The organism is Streptomyces sp. NPDC104106, assembly GCF_055584345.1.
The window spans coordinates 60,642-79,334 of the sequence record NZ_JBVJMF010000002.1; the positions used below are offsets into that span (position 1 = coordinate 60,642).

Annotated in this window: 13 protein-coding genes; 10 read left to right on the forward strand and 3 right to left on the reverse strand. The window is 70.7% G+C overall.

Annotated elements, in window-relative coordinates; translation table 11 throughout:
• Nucleotides 1-132 precede the first annotated feature (132 nt).
• The gene (gene hflX / locus ACZ60X_RS04295; RefSeq protein WP_469593132.1) at nucleotides 133-1,623 is read left to right on the forward strand and encodes a GTPase HflX; all 1,491 of its coding nucleotides are present in this window, start codon (nucleotides 133-135) and stop codon (nucleotides 1,621-1,623) included.
• Between the two features lie 85 nt (nucleotides 1,624-1,708).
• Here the strand turns inward: hflX and ACZ60X_RS04300 are convergent, their stop codons facing one another.
• Nucleotides 1,709-2,926 (reverse strand): trypsin-like serine peptidase, encoded by a 1,218-nt coding sequence (locus ACZ60X_RS04300; RefSeq protein ID WP_469593134.1) that lies wholly within the window; start codon nucleotides 2,924-2,926, stop codon nucleotides 1,709-1,711.
• A gap of 395 nt (nucleotides 2,927-3,321) precedes the next feature.
• Between ACZ60X_RS04300 and ACZ60X_RS04305 the strand changes: the two genes are divergently transcribed.
• From ACZ60X_RS04305 to ACZ60X_RS04320, 4 genes are all read left to right on the forward strand, one after another.
• Nucleotides 3,322-5,001 (forward strand): diaminobutyrate--2-oxoglutarate transaminase family protein, encoded by a 1,680-nt coding sequence (locus tag ACZ60X_RS04305; protein ID WP_469593136.1) that lies wholly within the window; start codon nucleotides 3,322-3,324, stop codon nucleotides 4,999-5,001.
• Nucleotides 5,002-5,156: 155 nt separating this feature from the next.
• Nucleotides 5,157-7,124, forward strand: a complete 1,968-nt coding sequence (locus ACZ60X_RS04310; protein ID WP_469593139.1) for an IucA/IucC family protein — start codon at nucleotides 5,157-5,159, stop codon at nucleotides 7,122-7,124.
• 121 nt (nucleotides 7,125-7,245) lie between these two features.
• Nucleotides 7,246-8,034, forward strand: a complete 789-nt coding sequence (locus tag ACZ60X_RS04315) for a GNAT family N-acetyltransferase (RefSeq protein WP_469593141.1) — start codon at nucleotides 7,246-7,248, stop codon at nucleotides 8,032-8,034.
• 299 nt (nucleotides 8,035-8,333) lie between these two features.
• Complete coding sequence (locus ACZ60X_RS04320; protein ID WP_469593143.1) at nucleotides 8,334-10,334, forward strand: ATP-dependent DNA helicase; 2,001 nt, start codon at nucleotides 8,334-8,336, stop codon at nucleotides 10,332-10,334.
• A 164-nt stretch (nucleotides 10,335-10,498) separates the two neighbouring features.
• On the opposite strand, the gene lexA is transcribed toward ACZ60X_RS04320, so the two are convergent.
• Nucleotides 10,499-11,275: a transcriptional repressor LexA gene (gene lexA / locus ACZ60X_RS04325; protein WP_053666267.1), complete on the reverse strand. Its 777-nt coding sequence runs from the start codon at nucleotides 11,273-11,275 to the stop codon at nucleotides 10,499-10,501.
• A 561-nt stretch (nucleotides 11,276-11,836) separates the two neighbouring features.
• On the opposite strand from lexA, the gene nrdR reads away from it, so the two are divergent.
• Nucleotides 11,837-12,385 carry a transcriptional regulator NrdR gene (gene nrdR / locus ACZ60X_RS04330; RefSeq protein ID WP_469593146.1) on the forward strand — a complete coding sequence of 183 codons (549 nt, stop codon included), beginning with the start codon at nucleotides 11,837-11,839 and terminating at the stop codon, nucleotides 12,383-12,385.
• Between the two features lie 166 nt (nucleotides 12,386-12,551).
• Nucleotides 12,552-15,449, forward strand: a complete 2,898-nt coding sequence (locus tag ACZ60X_RS04335) for a vitamin B12-dependent ribonucleotide reductase (protein WP_469593148.1) — start codon at nucleotides 12,552-12,554, stop codon at nucleotides 15,447-15,449.
• A gap of 65 nt (nucleotides 15,450-15,514) precedes the next feature.
• On the opposite strand, the gene ACZ60X_RS04340 is transcribed toward ACZ60X_RS04335, so the two are convergent.
• Nucleotides 15,515-16,138, reverse strand: a complete 624-nt coding sequence (locus ACZ60X_RS04340) for a TerD family protein (RefSeq protein ID WP_469593150.1) — start codon at nucleotides 16,136-16,138, stop codon at nucleotides 15,515-15,517.
• 61 nt (nucleotides 16,139-16,199) lie between these two features.
• On the opposite strand from ACZ60X_RS04340, the gene ACZ60X_RS04345 reads away from it, so the two are divergent.
• The 3 genes from ACZ60X_RS04345 (at nucleotide 16,200) to ACZ60X_RS04355 (ending at nucleotide 18,469) form a co-directional block, all read left to right on the forward strand.
• Entirely contained in the window at nucleotides 16,200-16,805 is a 606-nt protein-coding gene (locus tag ACZ60X_RS04345; RefSeq protein WP_469593152.1) for a YdbC family protein, read from the forward strand.
• Between the two features lie 86 nt (nucleotides 16,806-16,891).
• On the forward strand, nucleotides 16,892-17,551 hold the full coding sequence (locus tag ACZ60X_RS04350; protein ID WP_469593154.1) for a histidine phosphatase family protein: 660 nt from the start codon (nucleotides 16,892-16,894) through the stop codon (nucleotides 17,549-17,551).
• Nucleotides 17,552-17,563: 12 nt separating this feature from the next.
• Entirely contained in the window at nucleotides 17,564-18,469 is a 906-nt protein-coding gene (locus ACZ60X_RS04355) for an ADP-ribosylglycohydrolase family protein (RefSeq protein WP_469593156.1), read from the forward strand.
• The last annotated feature ends 224 nt before the right edge of the window (nucleotides 18,470-18,693 follow it).

Below are 18,693 nucleotides of genomic sequence, written 5' to 3' on the forward strand. Positions count from 1 at the left end.
CCGGGCCGACGCGAGCCGGGACACGGGAATCTCCCGGGGTACCCGTACGTTGTGAGGACGTGCGGTCCCGCACGACCGCCGTCACCGACGCAACCGACGCCGAAACGGCAATCCCATCGACGTAAGGATCCAATGACCTCCTCTTCTTCCCCTTCCCAGGACGCCAAGCGCCTCGCGCACGCCTATCCCGAGGGCCTTCGGGCCGATGCCCTGATGGAAGAGGACGTCGCCTGGAGCCACGAGATCGACGGCGAGCGGGACGGCGACCAGTTCGACCGCTCCGAGCGCGCGGCCCTGCGCCGTGTGGTGGGTCTGTCCACCGAGCTGGAGGACGTCACCGAGGTCGAGTACCGCCAGCTCCGCCTGGAGCGGGTCGTCCTCGTCGGCGTGTGGACCACCGGCACCGCCCAGGACGCCGACAACTCCCTCGCGGAGCTGGCGGCGCTCGCCGAGACCGCGGGCGCGCTGGTGCTCGACGGCGTCATCCAGCGCCGTGACAAGCCCGACGCGGCCACCTACATCGGCTCCGGCAAGGCCCAGGAACTGCGCGACATCGTCCTCGAAACGGGCGCCGACACCGTCATCTGCGACGGTGAGCTGAGCCCCGGCCAGCTGATCCAGCTGGAGGACGTCGTCAAGGTCAAGGTCATCGACCGTACGGCCCTGATCCTGGACATCTTCGCCCAGCACGCCAAGTCCCGCGAGGGCAAGGCGCAGGTCGCGCTCGCCCAGATGCAGTACATGCTGCCCAGGCTGCGCGGCTGGGGTCAGTCGTTGTCCCGGCAGATGGGTGGCGGTCGCGGTGGCCTCGCCACGCGCGGTCCGGGCGAGACCAAGATCGAGACGGACCGGCGGCGGATCCGCGAGAAGATGGCGAAGATGCGCCGGGAGATCGCGGAGATGAAGACCGGCCGCGAGATCAAGCGCCAGGAGCGCCGGCGCAACAAGGTGCCGTCCGTCGCCATCGCGGGCTACACCAACGCCGGCAAGTCCTCCCTGCTCAACCGCCTCACGGGGGCGGGCGTCCTGGTCGAGAACGCCCTGTTCGCGACCCTGGACCCGACCGTCCGCCGCGCCGAGACCCCGAGCGGCCGGCTGTACACGCTGGCGGACACCGTCGGCTTCGTGCGCCACCTGCCGCACCACCTGGTCGAAGCGTTCCGCTCCACCATGGAGGAGGTAGGCGACTCCGACCTGATCCTGCACGTGGTGGACGGCTCACACCCGACCCCGGAGGAGCAGCTCGCCGCCGTGCGCGAGGTCATCCGGGACGTCGGCGCCACCGACGTGCCCGAGATCGTCGTGATCAACAAGGCGGACGCTGCCGACCCGCTGGTCCTCCAGCGGCTGCTGCGCGTCGAGAAGCGTTCCCTCGCGGTCTCGGCCCGCACGGGCCAGGGCATCGAGGAACTGCTCGCCCTGATCGACAACGAGCTGCCCCGCCCCTCGGTCGAGATCGAGGCGCTCGTGCCGTACACCCACGGCAAGCTCGTCGCCCGCGCCCACACGGAGGGCGAGGTGATCTCCGAGGAGCACACCCCGGAGGGCACCCTGCTCAAGGTCCGGGTCCACGAGGAACTGGCGGCGGACCTGGCGCCGTACGTTCCGGCGCCCGCCGCCTGATCGACCGCAGCGCGAAAGGCCCGCTCCCTTTCCGAGGGGGCGGGCCTTCCTGCGCTCCCGAAGGGGACCGGAGCGCCCGCTCCCCTTACTGCCCGGCGAACTTCTTGCTGACCGACTCGTACACACCCTTGGCCACAGGGCCCAGCCGAGGACCGGCGAGCCATCCCGACGTGACCGGGCCGATCGACGTGTTGGAAACGAGCGCGGGCTTGCCGTCGGCCCCCGTCTCCACCCAGCCACCGCCGGAGGAACCCGCGGTCATGGTGCAGCCGATCCGGTACATCGTCGGGTCCGACTGGCTGGTGGACAGCCGGCCCGGCTTGTCCTTGCACTGGTACAGCAGCTGACCGTCGAACGGAGCCGCCTCCGGGTACCCGGACGCGGTGATGCTGCTGACCTTCGGCACCGCCGGCGCGTCGAAGTTCACCGGCATCGCCCCGCCGACCGTCTCCTCCAGCGACTTGCCGCCGTTGCCCTGCTCCGGCGTCACGTGGATCACCGCGTAGTCGTACGACGCACCCTTGCCGCCGCTCTCGCCGCCCTGGTCGATCCACTGCTGCGAGGTCTGCGCCCCGTCGGCCCACCAGACGCCGTACGGCGCGATCTCCGACCGGCTCGCCTTCTGCAACTGGTCGACCGACTTGCCGGAGTTGTTGTACGACGGCACGAAGGCCATGTTGCGGTACCAGCCGCCGTTCCTGCCGGCGTGCACACAGTGACCCGCCGTCCAGACCAGGTTGGACTTGCCCGGGTGCGCCGGGTCCTCCACGACCGTGCCGGAACACACCATGTGGCCCTCGGGGGAGTCGAAGAACACCTTGCCCGACGCGGCCGCGTTCACGTGGTACGGCGTCGCCACCGCCTGCGCCTTCACCGGCTGCGGGGTCGGATCCGTCACGCCCTGGTCACCGGAGATGTCGTTGGTGTCGACCCCCTTGTTGGGGTCGTTGGCGTGCCGCATCCGGTCCGGGTTCCACAGGCCCTTGATGATCGGGTTGATGAAGTCGTTGGCCTCGCGCAGCCACTCCTTCCGGTCCCAGTTCTTCCAGGCGCCGTTCTTCCACTTGTCGAGGTCGACCCCGTGATCCTTGAGCTTCTGCTTCAGGTCGTCCGGGATCTTGATCGTGCCGTCGCCGGCCGCGGCCGCGGAGGCGGTCGGCTTGCTGTCGGCGCTGCCGTCGCCGTTGCAGGCGGTGGCGGTCATCGCCAGCGCCGAGGCGACGGCGACCGCCGCGAGCGAGGTGGAGGTACGGCGGGTACCCCCTCCCCGCCGAACGGTGAACGACGGCCGTATGGATCGCATGCTCTTGACTCCCCGTGTGGTGAAGGAACTCGGCGCCGCGCCGTGCCACCGGTGGCGAACTCATGAGGAGTTCATGCCGGTCTCACGGCGTTCTTGGAACGGCGTCCCACACTATGCGGTCGCTGTGGGGGAGATCCGGTGGAACGGCAACGGTTCGGCTACAAGCCGCCTGACCTGGCCGATCCTTTACCGGCACCGACGTGACGTCCGCTCACCCCGGCCACCACGCGCACCGCCCGTCGTTTTCCGCTCACTTGGCAATGTTCTTCCCTTCACCCGTAACTCGCCGACCGGTCCGGGGTTGTAGCGGTGGGGGGCCCGCTGCCCTGCGGCCCCGCGGACCAACTCGCCCCTGAACAGCGGGAGGACAGCGAGCCGTGGCCATTACGGAGTCGATGGCTTCAGGTGCGCCCGGGGAAGCGCGTGGTGTGCACGAGGGCATCCTCAGACGCCAGTCGGCACGCGAATCCTCGGCGCGCACCTATGCCCGGGCCCTGCCCATCGTGCCCGTCCGGGCGCGCGGGCTCACCATCGAGGGCGCCGACGGCCGCCGCTACCTGGACTGCCTCTCCGGCGCCGGCACCCTCGCCCTCGGCCACAACCACCCGGTCGTGCTGGAGGCGATCCGCAAGGTCCTCGACTCCGGCGCTCCCCTCTCCGTCCTGGACCTCGCGACCCCCGTCAAGGACGCCTTCACCACCGAGCTGTTCCGCACCCTCCCGCCCGGCCTCGCCGACCGGGCGCGCGTGCAGTTCTGCGGACCGGCCGGCACCGACGCCGTCGAGGCCGCGCTGAAACTGGTCCGGGCCGCCACCGGCCGCACCGGCATCCTCGCCTTCACCGGTGCCTATCACGGCATGACCGCCGGCGCCCTCGCCGCCTCCGGTGGTGCCCGCGAGATCCAGGTCGCCCGTCTGCCCTATCCGCAGGACTACCGCTGCCCCTTCGGTATCGGCGGACCGCCCGGCGCCGAACTCGCCGCCCGCTGGACCGAGTCCCTCCTCGACGACCCCAAGTCCGGCGTACCGCTGCCCGCCGGCATGATCCTCGAACCCGTCCAGGGCGAGGGCGGGGTGATCCCCGGCCCGGACGCCTGGCTGCGCCGCATGCGGCAGATCACGGCGGACCGGTCCGTCCCGCTGATCGCGGACGAGATCCAGACCGGTGTCGGCCGCACGGGCGCCTTCTGGGCCGTCGACCACAGCGGCATCTCCCCCGACGTCATGGTCCTGTCCAAGGCCATCGGCGGCAGCCTGCCGCTGGCCGTGATCGTCTACCGCGACGACCTCGACGTCTGGGAACCAGGCGCCCACGCGGGCACCTTCCGCGGCAACCAGCTCGCCATGGCCGCCGGCACCGCCACCCTCGCCTACGTCCGGGAGAACGGCCTCGCCGCCCGAGCCGCCGCCCTCGGCGCCCGCATGCTCACCCAACTTGCCGAATTCTCCCGCCAGTTCCCCTGCGTCGGGGACGTACGCGGGCGCGGACTGATGATCGGGCTCGAACTGGTACACGCGACCGGCGACACCGGCACCCCGAGCGGCCACGCCCCGGCGCCGGGCCACCGCGTTCCCGTATCCGGCGGCGACATGCCCGCGCCGGACGGCGACGCTCTCCAAGCGGGCGGAGACGCACGCGGGACGGGCGGTGGCATGTCCGCGCCCCGCCGCCGTGTCCCCTCGTCGGGCGCTGAGACGTCCGTGTCCGGCGGCCATGTCCGCGCCCCGGCCGGTGACGCGGCCGCGGGGAGCGGCCATGCTCCCGTGCCCCGCGCCCCCGGCCGCGAGCCCAGCGGACTGGAACCTGCCCGGACCCCGTATCCGGCGGCGCCCGAACTCGCCGTGGCCGTACAACGCGAGTGCCTCCGGCGCGGGCTGATCGTGGAACTCGGCGGGCGGCACGGGGCCGTGGTCCGGCTGCTGCCCCCGCTGACGATCAGCGACGAGCAGGCCGCGGCCGTGCTCGACCGTCTGACGGACGCGGTCGCCGCGGTGGCCCGCCGGCACGACGAGCACGGCCCGCACAGACGCGCCCGGCACGGCCGGCCCCCCGGCCCTGACCGGCGCACCGGCTGACCGCCGCACGCCCACCGGCCTGCCCTCTCCCGCCGCAGCGGACCCCCGGCGCCATCCGCCCCGGCGCCGCCGAGGCCCCACCGCGGGCGACCGGAGACGGCGACCGAGCGACAGCACGAGCCCCGCACCCCTCCGGCCGGCCTCTTGGAGCCGTCATGAACGCCATCCCCACTCCCGACGGCAGCTCCGGGTCTCCCGACGACCAGGGAGACTCCGGTGCCCTGCCCTCGTCCGTCCCGCTGGCGGAGTCGGTCCCGCAACAGAAACGGCGCACCGCGGATCTCACGCGCATCACGGAGCCCGGCGCGGACCAGCTGGAGGATCCCGACCCGCACGTCGCCGCGCAGTGCGCGACCACGGAGAACCTCTTGCGCTGCTGGGTGCGCGAGACCGACCTCACGGCGCCCACCAGTGGCACCCTTCACCTCCCCTTTCCCGCCAGCGGCACCTCCCTCCTCGTACCGGTCCGCTACTGGTCCCCGACGGGCTGGCACCGCTTCGGCCCACCCCGCTTCACGCACGCACCCGATTCCGCCCCTCCCGTCGACGCCGTCACCCTGGCCGCGCTGCTCACCCGAGAGACACCCGCGGACGCGGCCACGACCAGCCGCTCCTCCCATCCGGCCGCCCCCGGCCGGGGCGACGACGGTGACCTCGTGGCCAGGGTCGCCGACTCCCTGCGCCGTACGGCGATCTTCATCCGCGACCGCCGGGAGGACCCCGCCGAGGTTCCCGACCTGTTCCTCGGTGCCGAGCAGGCTCTCCTCCTCGGCCACCCCGTGCACCCGACCCCCAAGAGCCGGGAGGGTCTGACCGAGGCCGAAGCCCGTCTGTACTCACCGGAGTCGCACGGCTCCTTCCCCCTGCACTGGATGGCCGTCTCCCCCTCTCTCCTCGCGACCGACTCGGCCTGGACCGAGCGCGGCCGCCCCGTCCCCGCCGATCACCTCACCCGACGCCTCGCCGGCCCCGGCCTGTCCCTGCCCGACGGGTACGCCGCGCTGCCTCTGCACCCGTGGCAGGCCCGCGAGCTGCGCCACCGCGCACCCGTCGCCGCCCTGCTGGACTCCGGTCTTCTGCGCGACCTCGGCCCCTTCGGCACCGCCTGGAACCCCACCTCCTCCGTGCGCACGGTCCACCGGTCCGGCGCTCCCGCGATGCTCAAGCTGTCACTGGGCCTGCGCATCACCAACTCCCGACGCGAGAACCTCCGCAAGGAACTGCACCGGGGAGTCGAGGTGCACCGACTGCTGCGCACCGGCCTGGCACGGCAGTGGCAGGCCGTCCACCCCGGCTTCGACATCGTCCGCGACCCGGCCTGGCTGGCCGTCGACGACCCGGGCGGACAGCCGGTGCCCGGACTCGATGTGATGATCCGGCACAACCCGTTCGCCCCGGCCGACGACGTCGGCTGCGTCGCCGGACTCGTCTCGCCCCGGCCTGTCGCAGACCCCGTCACCGAGCCGGGCGCCACCGCCCCGGCACCGGGTACCGCCTGGCCGATGCGGTCCCGGCTGGGCCAACTCGTGGCACGGCTCTCCGCGCGCACCGGCCGCCCCACCGGAGCCGTGGCCACGGAGTGGTTCCTCCGGTACCTGGAGCAGGTGGTCCGGCCCGTGCTCTGGCTGGACGGCGAGGCCGGCATCGCGCTCGAAGCGCACCAGCAGAACACCCTGCTCCTGCTCGACCGCGACGGCTGGCCGGCCGGCGGGCGCTACCGCGACAACCAGGGCTACTACTTCCGCGAGTCCCGACGGGCCGAACTGGACGCCAGGCTGCCCGGAATCGGCGAGCGCAGCGACACCTTCGTCCCCGACGAGACCGCCGACGAACGCTTCGCCTACTACCTCGCCATCAACAACGTGCTGGGCCTGATCGGAGCGTTCGGCTCCCAGCGCCTCGCCGACGAGCGCCTGCTCCTGGCCGCCTTCCGCCGCTTCCTCACCGACCTCGCGTCGGGGCCCGCCGCCGTGCGCTCCTGTCTGCCGCGCCGCCTGCTCGACTCACCCGTCCTGCGCTGCAAGGCCAACCTCCTGACCCGGTTGCACGGCCTGGACGAACTCGTCGGCCCGGTCGACACCCAGTCCGTCTACGTCACCCTGACCAACCCCCTCCACTGCTGACCGCATCCGCACCCTCCACTCCTGGACGTATCCGCACCGCCGATCCCGACGTACCGCACCACACCGCTCGACCGCACTTCCGAGGACCATGACCCACCTCGTCTCCTGAGAGGAGCGCAGCGTGCCTCCCACCGACGCCAACGCCGGCAGCAACCCCGTCCCGGTTCGCCCGGGCACTCCCGTCCACCCGGGCCCCCACGGCCCCGGAGCGAACGGCTCGGGCAGCCGGGGCACACCGTTCACCGGGTTCACCATCGAGGCCGAGGACGAGGACGGCGAGGACACGCTGGACCTCCATCTACCCGCCGACTTCCTCGCCCGGTTCGCCGGAGGGACGGCCTATCTCCTCGACCAACTCCCCACGTGGGGGCCGGTCGCCACCGCCGTCGGCTCCTTCCGTCTCGTACCCGTCCGTGTCGAAGAGGACCTGCCGCTCGTCCATCGCTGGATGAACGACCCCGATGTCGCCCGGTTCTGGGAGCTGGCCGGGCCCCAGAGCCGGATCGAGGAGCACCTGAGGGGGCAACTCGACGGCGACGGACGGAGCGTGCCGTGTCTCGGCGTACTGGACGGCACGCCGATGAGCTACTGGGAGATCTACCGGGCGGACCTGGATCCCCTGGCCCGCCACTATCCCGCCCGCCCGCACGACACGGGGATCCATCTCCTCGTCGGTGGGGCCGCGGATCGGGGGCGGGGGCTGGGGTCCACGCTGCTGCGCGCCGTGGCCGACCTCGTCCTCGACCGGCGGCCGGCGTGCGCACGTGTCGTGGCGGAACCCGATCTTCACAACGCCCCCTCCGTCGCGGCGTTCCTGAGCGCCGGATTCCGGTTCGCGGCGGAGGTCGACCTGCCCGGCAAGCGGGCCGCCCTCATGATCCGGGACCGGGTCCTGCGCGATATGCTGTAGCGCTGAGTGACTGCTTGTTCACGGACTGAACGATCGCCTGTGCCGTCGGGGTTCCCGCTCCTCCGAAGAAATGCGAAGAGCTCGTCGTCCTCGCGAACACGGGAGACCGCAAGGACCGCAGGAGGCCTCGCCAGGGCCTGGAGTCCCGCAGTGCTCACCCGACCGCCGACCGCCGACCCTCGGCTGTCCCACCGCCGACCTCTGTCCCCTCACCACTCCAGGAGCCCGGCCGTGATCCCGCCCCTCGATCCCGCCGTGATCGCCCGTTTGTCAGTGCCGGGCCGTAGGGTGGACGGGCTATGACGAAGCCCTCACTCCCCGAACTCCTGCATGCCGCTGTCACCGCTGTCGGCGGCACGGAGCGCCCCGGCCAGGTGACCATGGCCGAATCGGTCGCCGAGGCGATCGACGACGGATCCCACCTGCTGGTCCAGGCCGGTACCGGCACCGGAAAGTCGCTGGGCTATCTCGTGCCCGCGCTCGCGCACGGGGAGCGGGTGGTCGTGGCGACGGCCACGCTGGCGCTGCAGCGTCAGCTCGTGGAGCGCGACCTGCCGCGCACGGTCGACGCCCTGCATCCGCTGCTGCGCCGCCGCCCCGAGTTCGCGATGCTGAAGGGCCGGTCGAACTACCTGTGCCTGCACCGGCTGCACGAGGGCATGCCGCAGGACGAGGAGGACGGCCTCTTCGACCAGTTCGAGGCCGCCGCTCCCACCAGCAAGCTGGGACAGGATCTGCTGCGGTTGCGCCACTGGGCCGACGAGACGGAGAACGGCGACCGGGACGATCTCACTCCGGGCGTCTCGGACCGCGCCTGGGCGCAGGTGTCGGTGTCCTCCCGGGAGTGCCTGGGCGCGACGAAGTGCGCCTACGGCGCCGAATGCTTCGCGGAGATGGCCCGTGAGCGCGCCAAGCTCGCCGAGGTGGTGGTCACGAACCACGCCCTGCTCGCCATCGACGCCATCGAGGGCGCCCCGGTGCTGCCCCAGCACGAGGTGCTGATCGTGGACGAGGCCCACGAACTCGTCTCCCGGGTCACGGGCGTCGCCACCGGTGAACTCAGCCCGGGCCAGGTCAACCGAGCGGTGCGCCGCGCCGCCAAGCTCGTCAACGAGAAGGCCGCCGACCAGCTCCAGACCGCCGCCGAGGGCTTCGAGCGGCTGATGGAGCTGGCCCTGCCGGGTCGCCTGGAGGAGATCCCGGAGGACCTCGGTTACGCCCTCATGGCGCTGCGGGACGCCTCGCGCACGGTCATCTCCGCGATCGGAGCCACGCGCGACAAGTCGGTCCAGGACGAGGACGCGGTCCGCAAGCAGGCGCTGGCCTCGGTGGAGACGGTGCACGACGTGGCGGAGCGCGTGCTGAACGGCTCGGAGTGGGACGTCGTCTGGTACGAGCGGCACGACCGCTTCGGCGCCTCCCTGCGGATCGCCCCCATGTCGGTCTCGGGCCTGCTCCGGGAGAAGCTCTTCACGGACCGCTCCGTCGTCCTCACCTCCGCGACCCTCAAGCTCGGTGGGGACTTCAACGGGGTCGGCGCGTCCCTGGGGCTCGCTCCCGAAGGCACGGAGGGCGAAGACATGCCGAAGTGGAAGGGCGTCGACGTCGGCTCCCCCTTCGACTACCGCAAGCAGGGCATCCTCTACGTCGCCAAGCACCTGTCCCGCCCGGCGCGGGACGGCGAACGGTCCGACATGCTCGACGAGCTGACCGAACTCATCCAGGCGGCCGGGGGCCGCACCCTCGGGCTGTTCTCGTCCATGCGGGCCGCCCAGCTCGCCGCGGAGGAGCTGCGGTCCCGCATTCCGGAGTTCCCGATCCTGCTCCAGGGCGAGGAGACCCTCGGCGAGCTGATCAAGAACTTCGCGGCGGACCCGAAGACCTGCCTGTTCGGCACGCTGTCCCTGTGGCAGGGCGTCGACGTCCCGGGCCCCAGCTGTCAGCTGGTCGTCATGGACAAGATCCCGTTCCCGCGCCCCGACGACCCGCTGATGAGCGCCCGGCAGAAGGCGGTCGAGGACGCGGGTGGCAACGGCTTCATGGCGGTGGCCGCCACCCATGCGGCGCTGCTCATGGCCCAGGGCGCCGGCCGGCTCGTCCGCGCGTCGGGGGACCGGGGCGTGGTCGCCGTACTGGATCAGCGGCTGGCGACCGCCCGCTACGGCGGCTATCTCAAGGCGTCGCTGCCGGACTTCTGGTACACGACGGACCGCAACCAGGTCCGCAAGTCGCTCGCGGCGATCGACGAGGCGGCGAAGCAGTCGGAAGCGGCGCAGGTGCAGGCGGCGCAGGCATCCTGACCCCGCGATGCCGGGCGCCGAAGACCACGCGGCCATCGCGTACCCGGACGCCGGACAGCGGCGTGCGGCCGATACGCGGACACAGCAGGACCCCGGAACCGGCGCAGGGGTTCCGGGGCCCGGTCAGGGAGCGAACCGGCCGGGTGGCCCGTCCGTCGCAGGCGTCACACGCGCCGCAGCACCGCGACCACCTTGCCCAGGATGGTCGCGTCGTCGCCTGGGATCGGCTCGTAGGCCGCGTTGTGCGGGAGGAGCCAGACATGGCCGTCCTCGCGCTTGAAACGCTTGACGGTGGCCTCGCCGTCGAGCATGGCCGCCACGATGTCTCCGTTCTCGGCGACCGGCTGGCGGCGCACGGTGACCCAGTCGCCGTCGCAGATCGCGGCCTCGATCATGGAGTCGCCGACGACCTTGAGCACGAACAGCTCACCGTCACCGACGAGCTGGCGGGGGAGGGGGAAGACGTCCTCGACGGACTCCTCCGCGAGGATGGGGCCACCGGCGGCGATGCGGCCGACCAGCGGGACGTACGACGCGGCGGGCTTGCCGGCGGTGTCCGTGGGCTGCACGGTCACGGCCTGGTCGGAGCCGCGGACCTCGTACGCGCGCGGGCGGTGCGGGTCGCGGCGCAGGAAGCCCTTGCGCTCGAGCGCCATCAGCTGATGGGCGACCGAGGAGGTGCTGGAGAGGCCGACGGCCTGACCGATCTCCCGCATGGACGGCGGGTAACCGCGGCGTTGCACGGAATCCCGGATGACTTCGATCACGCGGCGCTGGCGATCCGTGAGTCCGGAACTGTCCGCCCGGATCCCTGGGGGTCGGCCCGGCAAGGAGCGCTTGTGCTCGGGATTCGTGGCTTCGTTCATCGCGTGTACCGGCTCGACTCGGCCCTGGGAGCGGTCCTGGGCGGTGATGGTGGCGCTGTCTGCGGTGGTGGTCACGGCGGCCCCTCTCGATGGTCTCCCTGCTGGACAACGGTAGTTGCTTTCGAAAGGTTGCGCCAAACACACGTTCGAGTGAAAAAGTGCGATTCGCCTACCGTGATCATGTGTCTGGGTGTATAGCTAACGCGCCATCCGGCGGACAAAAGTACCCATTGTTGTACTCTTCACCGCCGGGGTCGCCGACCTCGTGGATCGTGCCCCCAGTCTGCCATCCGGAACTCGGCCGGCCTGGATTCGGCCCCCTTCTGTTCCGGAGTCCCACGCGTCCTCCGTGTGGCGCCCACGGTATCTCCGTAAGCGTCACGGCGCGTACGTGCACGCGCGCGTGTCCCGGGTCGCCGGTTCCGCCGCGGCGCGGCCCTGTCCCGCCGCGACACGCGTGTCTGCCTCGGTGAATGAGTCGATCCCCACATCTAGTGGTTGGATGGCTACAGCAGCCCACAAGTTGTGGTCCCCCCGGTCCGAGACGGCTCGGCGATCGCCTATGCTTAGGGCTGCTTCGCGGGGCTCATGGGTTCGGCGAGGCTGTTGAGTCTGCTGTGAGGAGGGTTGGAGATCATGCACTGCCCCTTCTGCAGGCACCCCGACAGCCGCGTGGTCGACAGTCGTACGACCGACGACGGCACGTCGATCCGCAGGCGCCGCCAGTGCCCCGACTGCTCCCGTCGTTTCACGACCGTGGAGACGTGTTCGCTGATGGTGGTCAAGCGGTCCGGAGTCACTGAACCTTTCAGCCGTACCAAGGTCATCAATGGCGTGCGCAAGGCATGCCAGGGGCGGCCTGTCACCGAGGACGCACTCGCCCAGCTCGGCCAGCGGGTCGAGGAGGCGGTGCGGGCCACCGGAAGCGCCGAGCTGACCACCCACGACGTGGGGCTGGCCATACTCGGCCCGTTGCAGGAGCTCGACCTCGTCGCTTATCTGCGGTTCGCCTCCGTCTACCGGGCGTTCGACTCGCTCGAGGACTTCGAGGCCGCCATCGCGGAGCTGAGGGAGGCGACGCGAGACCCCGCCGTGGACGACGACGCGGAAGCGGGGGGCCAGGAAGACGAACGCGGGCCCGGCGGGACCACTCAGGTCCCCGTGTCCGCCCACGCCGCCGACTGACCGGCGGGCCGGAAAACCGGGACAAGGCCCGGTTTCCGGCCGGGAGGCGGCGATCCAGGACCTGTTGCGGGTGGCAGCTGAGGGTGCCCGCAACACACGACAGAACACCGTGCCACGGGAACAAACGGGGCACTTCAGGGCGTTTTTGCCCGTACAGGGAGGCGGCATGACAGAGACGGCGAGCGGTCCGGCACGAGGTTCCCGAGCCAAGGGCGGCAAGGCGGGGACCAAGGGGCTGCACATCGAGCGCATCCACACCACCCCCGGCGTGCACCCGTACGACGAGGTCGAGTGGGTGAGCCGTGACGTCGTCATGACCAACTGGCGCGACGGCTCGGTCAACTTCGAGCAGCGTGGCGTCGAGTTCCCCGACTTCTGGTCGGTGAACGCGGTCAACATCGTCACCAGCAAGTACTTCCGCGGTGCCGTGGGCACCCCGCAGCGCGAGGTCAGCCTCAAGCAGCTGATCGACCGCATCGTGAAGACGTACCGGAAGGCCGGCGAGGACCACAGGTACTTCGCCTCGCCCGCCGACGCCGAGATCTTCGAGCACGAGCTCGCGTACGCCCTCCTGCACCAGATCTTCAGCTTCAACAGCCCCGTCTGGTTCAACGTGGGCACCCCGCAGCCCCAGCAGGTCTCCGCCTGTTTCATCCTGTCCGTCGACGACTCCATGGAGTCGATCCTCGACTGGTACAAGGAAGAGGGCATGATCTTCAAGGGCGGTTCCGGCGCCGGCCTGAACCTCTCCCGCATCCGCTCCTCCAAGGAACTGCTGTCCTCGGGCGGCAACGCCTCCGGCCCGGTCTCCTTCATGCGCGGCGCCGACGCCTCCGCCGGCACGATCAAGTCCGGTGGCGCCACCCGCCGCGCGGCCAAGATGGTCGTCCTCGATGTCGACCACCCCGACATCGAGGACTTCATCGAGACGAAGGTCAAGGAAGAGGAGAAGATCCGCGTCCTGCGCGACGCGGGCTTCGACATGGACCTGGGCGGTGACGACATCACCTCCGTCCAGTACCAGAACGCCAACAACTCGGTCCGCGTGAACGACGAGTTCATGAAGGCGGTCGAGGACGGCGGCCAGTTCGGCCTCCGCGCTCGTATGACCGGCGAGGTCATCGAGGAGGTCGACGCCAAGGCCCTCTTCCGCAAGATCGCCGAGGCCGCCTGGGCGTGTGCCGACCCCGGCATCCAGTACGACGACACCATCAACAACTGGCACACCTGCCCCGAGTCCGGCCGGATCACCGCGTCGAACCCGTGCAGCGAGTACATGCACCTGGACAACACGTCCTGCAACCTGGCCTCGCTGAACCTGATGAAGTTCCTGAAGGACGACGGCAAGGGCCACCAGTCCTTCGAGACCGAGCGCTTCCAGAAGGTCGTCGAGCTGGTCATCACCGCGATGGACATCTCGATCTGCTTCGCGGACTTCCCGACCCAGAAGATCGGCGAGAACACGCGCGCGTTCCGCCAGCTCGGCATCGGCTACGCCAACCTCGGCGCCCTGCTGATGGCCACCGGCCACGCGTACGACTCCGACGGCGGCCGTGCCCTGGCCGGCGCCATCACCTCCCTGATGACGGGTACGGCCTACCGCCGCTCCGCCGAACTGGCAGCGGTCGTCGGCACGTACGACGGCTACGCCCGCAACGCCGACGCCCACAAGCGCGTCATGAAGCAGCACGCCGACGCCAACGGCACGGCCGTGCGCATGGACGACCTGGACACCCCGGTGTGGGCCGCCGCCACGGAGGCCTGGCAGGACGTGCTGCGTCTCGGCGAGAAGAACGGTTTCCGTAACTCCCAGGCGTCCGTGCTCGCCCCGACCGGCACCATCGGTCTCGCGATGTCCTGCGACACCACCGGCGTCGAGCCCGACCTCGCCCTGGTCAAGTTCAAGAAGCTCGTCGGCGGCGGCTCGATGCAGATCGTCAACGGCACCGTCCCGCAGGCCCTGCGCCGCCTGGGCTACCAGGAGGAGCAGATCGAGGCGATCGTCGCCCACATCGCCGAGCACGGCAACGTGATCGACGCGCCCGGCCTGAAGCAGGAGCACTACGAGGTCTTCGACTGCGCCATGGGCGAGCGCGCCATCTCCCCGATGGGCCACGTCCGCATGATGGCCGCGATCCAGCCGTGGATCTCCGGCGCCATCTCCAAGACGGTCAACATGCCGGAGACGGCGACCGTCGAGGAGGTCGAGGAGATCTACTTCGAGGCTTGGAAGCTCGGCGTCAAGGCCCTCGCGATCTACCGCGACAACTGCAAGGTCGGCCAGCCGCTCTCCGCCAAGAAGAAGGAGGACGAGAAGGCCGAGATCGCCGAGAAGGCCGAGGGGACGATCCGTACCGCGGTCGAGAAGGTGGTCGAGTACCGCCCGGTCCGCAAGCGTCTGCCCAAGGGCCGTCCCGGCATCACCACGTCCTTCACGGTCGGTGGCGCCGAGGGCTACATGACCGCCAACTCCTACCCGGACGACGGTCTCGGCGAGGTCTTCCTGAAGATGTCCAAGCAGGGCTCGACCCTCGCAGGCATGATGGACGCCTTCTCCATCGCGGTCTCCGTCGGTCTGCAGTACGGCGTGCCGCTGGAGACGTACGTCTCGAAGTTCACCAACATGCGCTTCGAGCCGGCCGGCATGACCGACGACCCGGACGTGCGGATGGCCCAGTCGATCGTCGACTACATTTTCCGCCGCCTGGCGCTGGACTTCCTGCCCTTCGAGACCCGCTCCGCGCTCGGCATCCACTCCGCCGAGGAGCGCCAGCGGCACCTGGAGACCGGTTCCTACGAGCCGGCCGACGACGAGGTCGACGTCGAGGGCCTGGCCCAGTCGGCGCCGCGGGCCCAGGAGCTGAAGGCCGTGGTCACGCCGAAGGCCGAGTCCGAGGCGGTCAAGCCCGCCCCGAAGCAGGCGCACACCAGCGCCGAGCTGGTGGAGATGCAGCTGGGCATCCAGGCCGACGCCCCGCTGTGCTTCTCCTGCGGCACGAAGATGCAGCGGGCCGGCTCCTGCTACATCTGCGAGGGGTGCGGTTCGACCAGCGGCTGCAGCTGATGACACGACGTAACTGAAGTAAGGGGCGCCTGCCCAGGCCGGCGCCCCTTACTCGTGCCCGCACGTCACCACCCGTGCGCCCTGCCCATGACCCGGGTGAACGTCGCCGGGTCCTCCTCGAACCCGTGCACGCCGGGACGGAAGGTCCAGTCCCCGGAGCCGTCCCGCGCGAACTCCGCGATCGTCGCCGCCGTCGCGTCCTGGACCGCGCCGAAGACGTCCTCGGCGAGCACGGTGTAGCCCTCCCGGACGCGCATGGCCGGATTCAGTACGTGGGCGAACGTCCTGCGTCCGGGGCGCTGCTGGATGACGGCGCCGACCACCACGCGCGCGTACCGGTCGGCCAGCCGGTCCAGTTCGACCGTCATGACCTCGTCCCAGCCGAGGCCCTTGCCGTCGGTGCTGTCCCGGTTGAGGAAGATCGTGCCGTCGGGCGACCGGCTCTCGAAGTGCACGAGATAGGCCGGAGCTCCGTAGGCGTCGTCCGAGGTGAACGTCGCGGCAACGATGTCCAGATCGGTGGGCGGCTGACCCGCCGGACTCGGATCCCATTTGAGGGCGACCTCGACCTTGCGGATTCCCTTGCTGAAGCCGGACAACGGGCTTCCCCTTCCCCCTGTGACTGCTCTGCCCCCAACTCCCCTGAAGCCAGGGTTCCTTGCCCATCGTGCCACGCGCGCGTGGAGCATGCCCGGGTGATCTCCGCCGGAGCGTGGCCGACGCCACGTCCGCTGGCCTTACGATGGCGCGGTGCTGGTCAAGTGGATTCGCTGCACCGTGGTGGACCGCCGCGGTTTCGAGCGGGGGCAGCGGAAATGGGCGGGACTTCTGGGCGAGCCGGGATTCCGGGGACAGGGCGGCGGGTGGAGCCGGCAGCGGCCGGGAGTGGCGCACACCTTCGCCTTCTGGGAGAGCCGCGCCTTCTACGACTCCTTCATGGCCCGCTCGCACGACCGCCTGGCCGCCGCCCAGTCCGGAACGTTCAAGGACGCCCAGGTCAAGCTCTTCGAGTACCGCTTCGACGTGAAGACGGGCTTCGAGCCGCGCTTCACGGACGCCGACCTGGTCCGCGTGGCGCTGTGCCAGGTGCACGAGGAGCGCGTGGAGCACTTCACCCTCATGCAGGAGAAGGTCTGGAACCCCGCGATGGCCGGTTCGCCCGGTATGATCCGCGGCATGTTCGCCGAGGCGCCCGAGCAGGAGTTCCTGATCCTGTCGATGTGGCGGTCCGCGGCCGAGCACGGCAAGTACCGCACCGAGCGGGTGGAGCGCCTCGCCCTGCGTGCCCAGACAGAGGCCGACATCGCGGCGCTCTCCGGCGACATCGTGGAGCTGGAACCGAGCTGGATCGTTTGAAAGTCCAACCCGCGATCGATGTGACCTACGCTGTATGGAGCCCGCCCGAGTGCTCGACTCCCCCTCACTCGATCTAGGGTTTCGGCATGGCACGACCACGGCGCATCGTCCTTGTCCGGCACGGCGAGTCAACGGGCAACGTCGACGACTCCGTGTACGAACGCGAGCCCGACCACGCGCTCGCGCTGACCGAACGCGGCTGGAGGCAGGCCGAGGAGACCGGCAAGGAGCTGAGGGAGCTCTTCGGCCGGGAACGCGTGAGCGTCTACGTCTCCCCCTACCGCCGGACACACGAGACACTGCGCGCCTTCCACCTGAACCCCGATCTCATACGCGTCCGGGAGGAACCGCGGCTGCGCGAGCAGGACTGGGGAAACTGGCAGGACCGCGACGACGTACGCCTGCAGAAGGCCTACCGGGACGCCTACGGCCACTTCTTCTTCCGGTTCCCGCAGGGCGAGTCCGGCGCCGACGTGTACGACCGGGTCGGCGGCTTCCTGGAGAGTCTGTTCCGCAGCTTCGAGGCCCCCGACCATCCGCCGAACGTGCTCCTCGTGACGCACGGGCTCGCGATGCGCCTGTTCTGCATGCGCTGGTTCCACTGGACCGTCGCCGAGTTCGAGTCGCTGTCGAATCCCGGGAACGCGGAGATGCGCATGCTCGTTCTGCGGGACGACGGAAGGTACACGCTCGACCGCCCCTTCGAGCGCTGGCGCAAGCCGGTGCCGTACTGGGTGAACGGATAGAGTGGCAGAGCAATGACCGCTGACTCCTCTTCCGCCGGGCGCCTGGAGCGCGCCCTGGCGAGCCTGCGCGGACTGGCCACGGGAGACGCCCTGGGCTCCCAGTTCTTCGTTCCGGCGCACTATCCCCTGCTGAAGCGGCGCGAGCTGCCGCCGGGCCCCTGGCAGTGGACGGACGACACCGAAATGGCCTGCTCCGTCCTCGCCGTCCTCGCCGCCCACCAGCGCATCGACCAGGACGCGCTGGCCCGCTCCTTCGCCGAGCACCACGACTTCGACCGGGGCTACGGTCCCGCGGTCAACCGTCTGCTGCGGCTCGTCCGGGAGGGCGGGGACTGGAGGGAGCTGGCGGCCGGACTCTTCAACGGACAGGGGTCCTGGGGCAACGGAGCGGCGATGCGGATCGCCCCGCTGGGCGCCTGGTACGCGGACGACCCGGAGCAGGCGACCCACCAGGCGGAGATCTCGGCCTACCCCACCCATCAGCACCGCGAGGCCGTGGTCGGAGCCATGGCCGTGGCCGCCGCGGCGGCGCTGGCCGGCTCGCCGGAAGGGCCGCCGAGCCCCGAGGCGCTGCTCGACGGCGTGGTCGCCTTGATCCCGAAGAGCGCGGTCGGCCAGGGACTGCGGCGCGCCCGGGACATGCTCGACTACGACGACGCGGGCACCGTCGCGGCGGTGCTGGGCTGCGGGCGCCGCACGACGGCCCATGACACCGTCCCCTTCGCCCTGTGGTCCGCCGCGCGCAGTCTCGGGGACTACGAGGCGGCCTTCTGGACGACCGCCCAGGTGGGCGGCGATGTCGACACGACCTGCTCCATCGTGGGGGGCGTGCTCGCCGCTGGCAAGGCGGGAGCGCCGCCCGCCGGGTGGACGGAGCGGGTCGAGGCGCTGCCGGACTGGATGCCCACGGGGCTCTGACAGGGCGCCGGCCGCGTTTCGGCGCCTTGAGCGCATTCCTGTTCCGCGGTCCCACCCCTGCGGCAAAGACTCTCCGTGTCCACCGGGAACTCTCCGTGACAGCCGCCCGTTCTTCCCGTAGCCGCTGTGCAGCGCGCCTGCGGGGGCAGGTCCGGCGGTCAGCCGGAGTAGCCGGGTCGGAGGGGATATGCCATGACGTTCGTGTCCGTGGCGCGGGTTTCCGT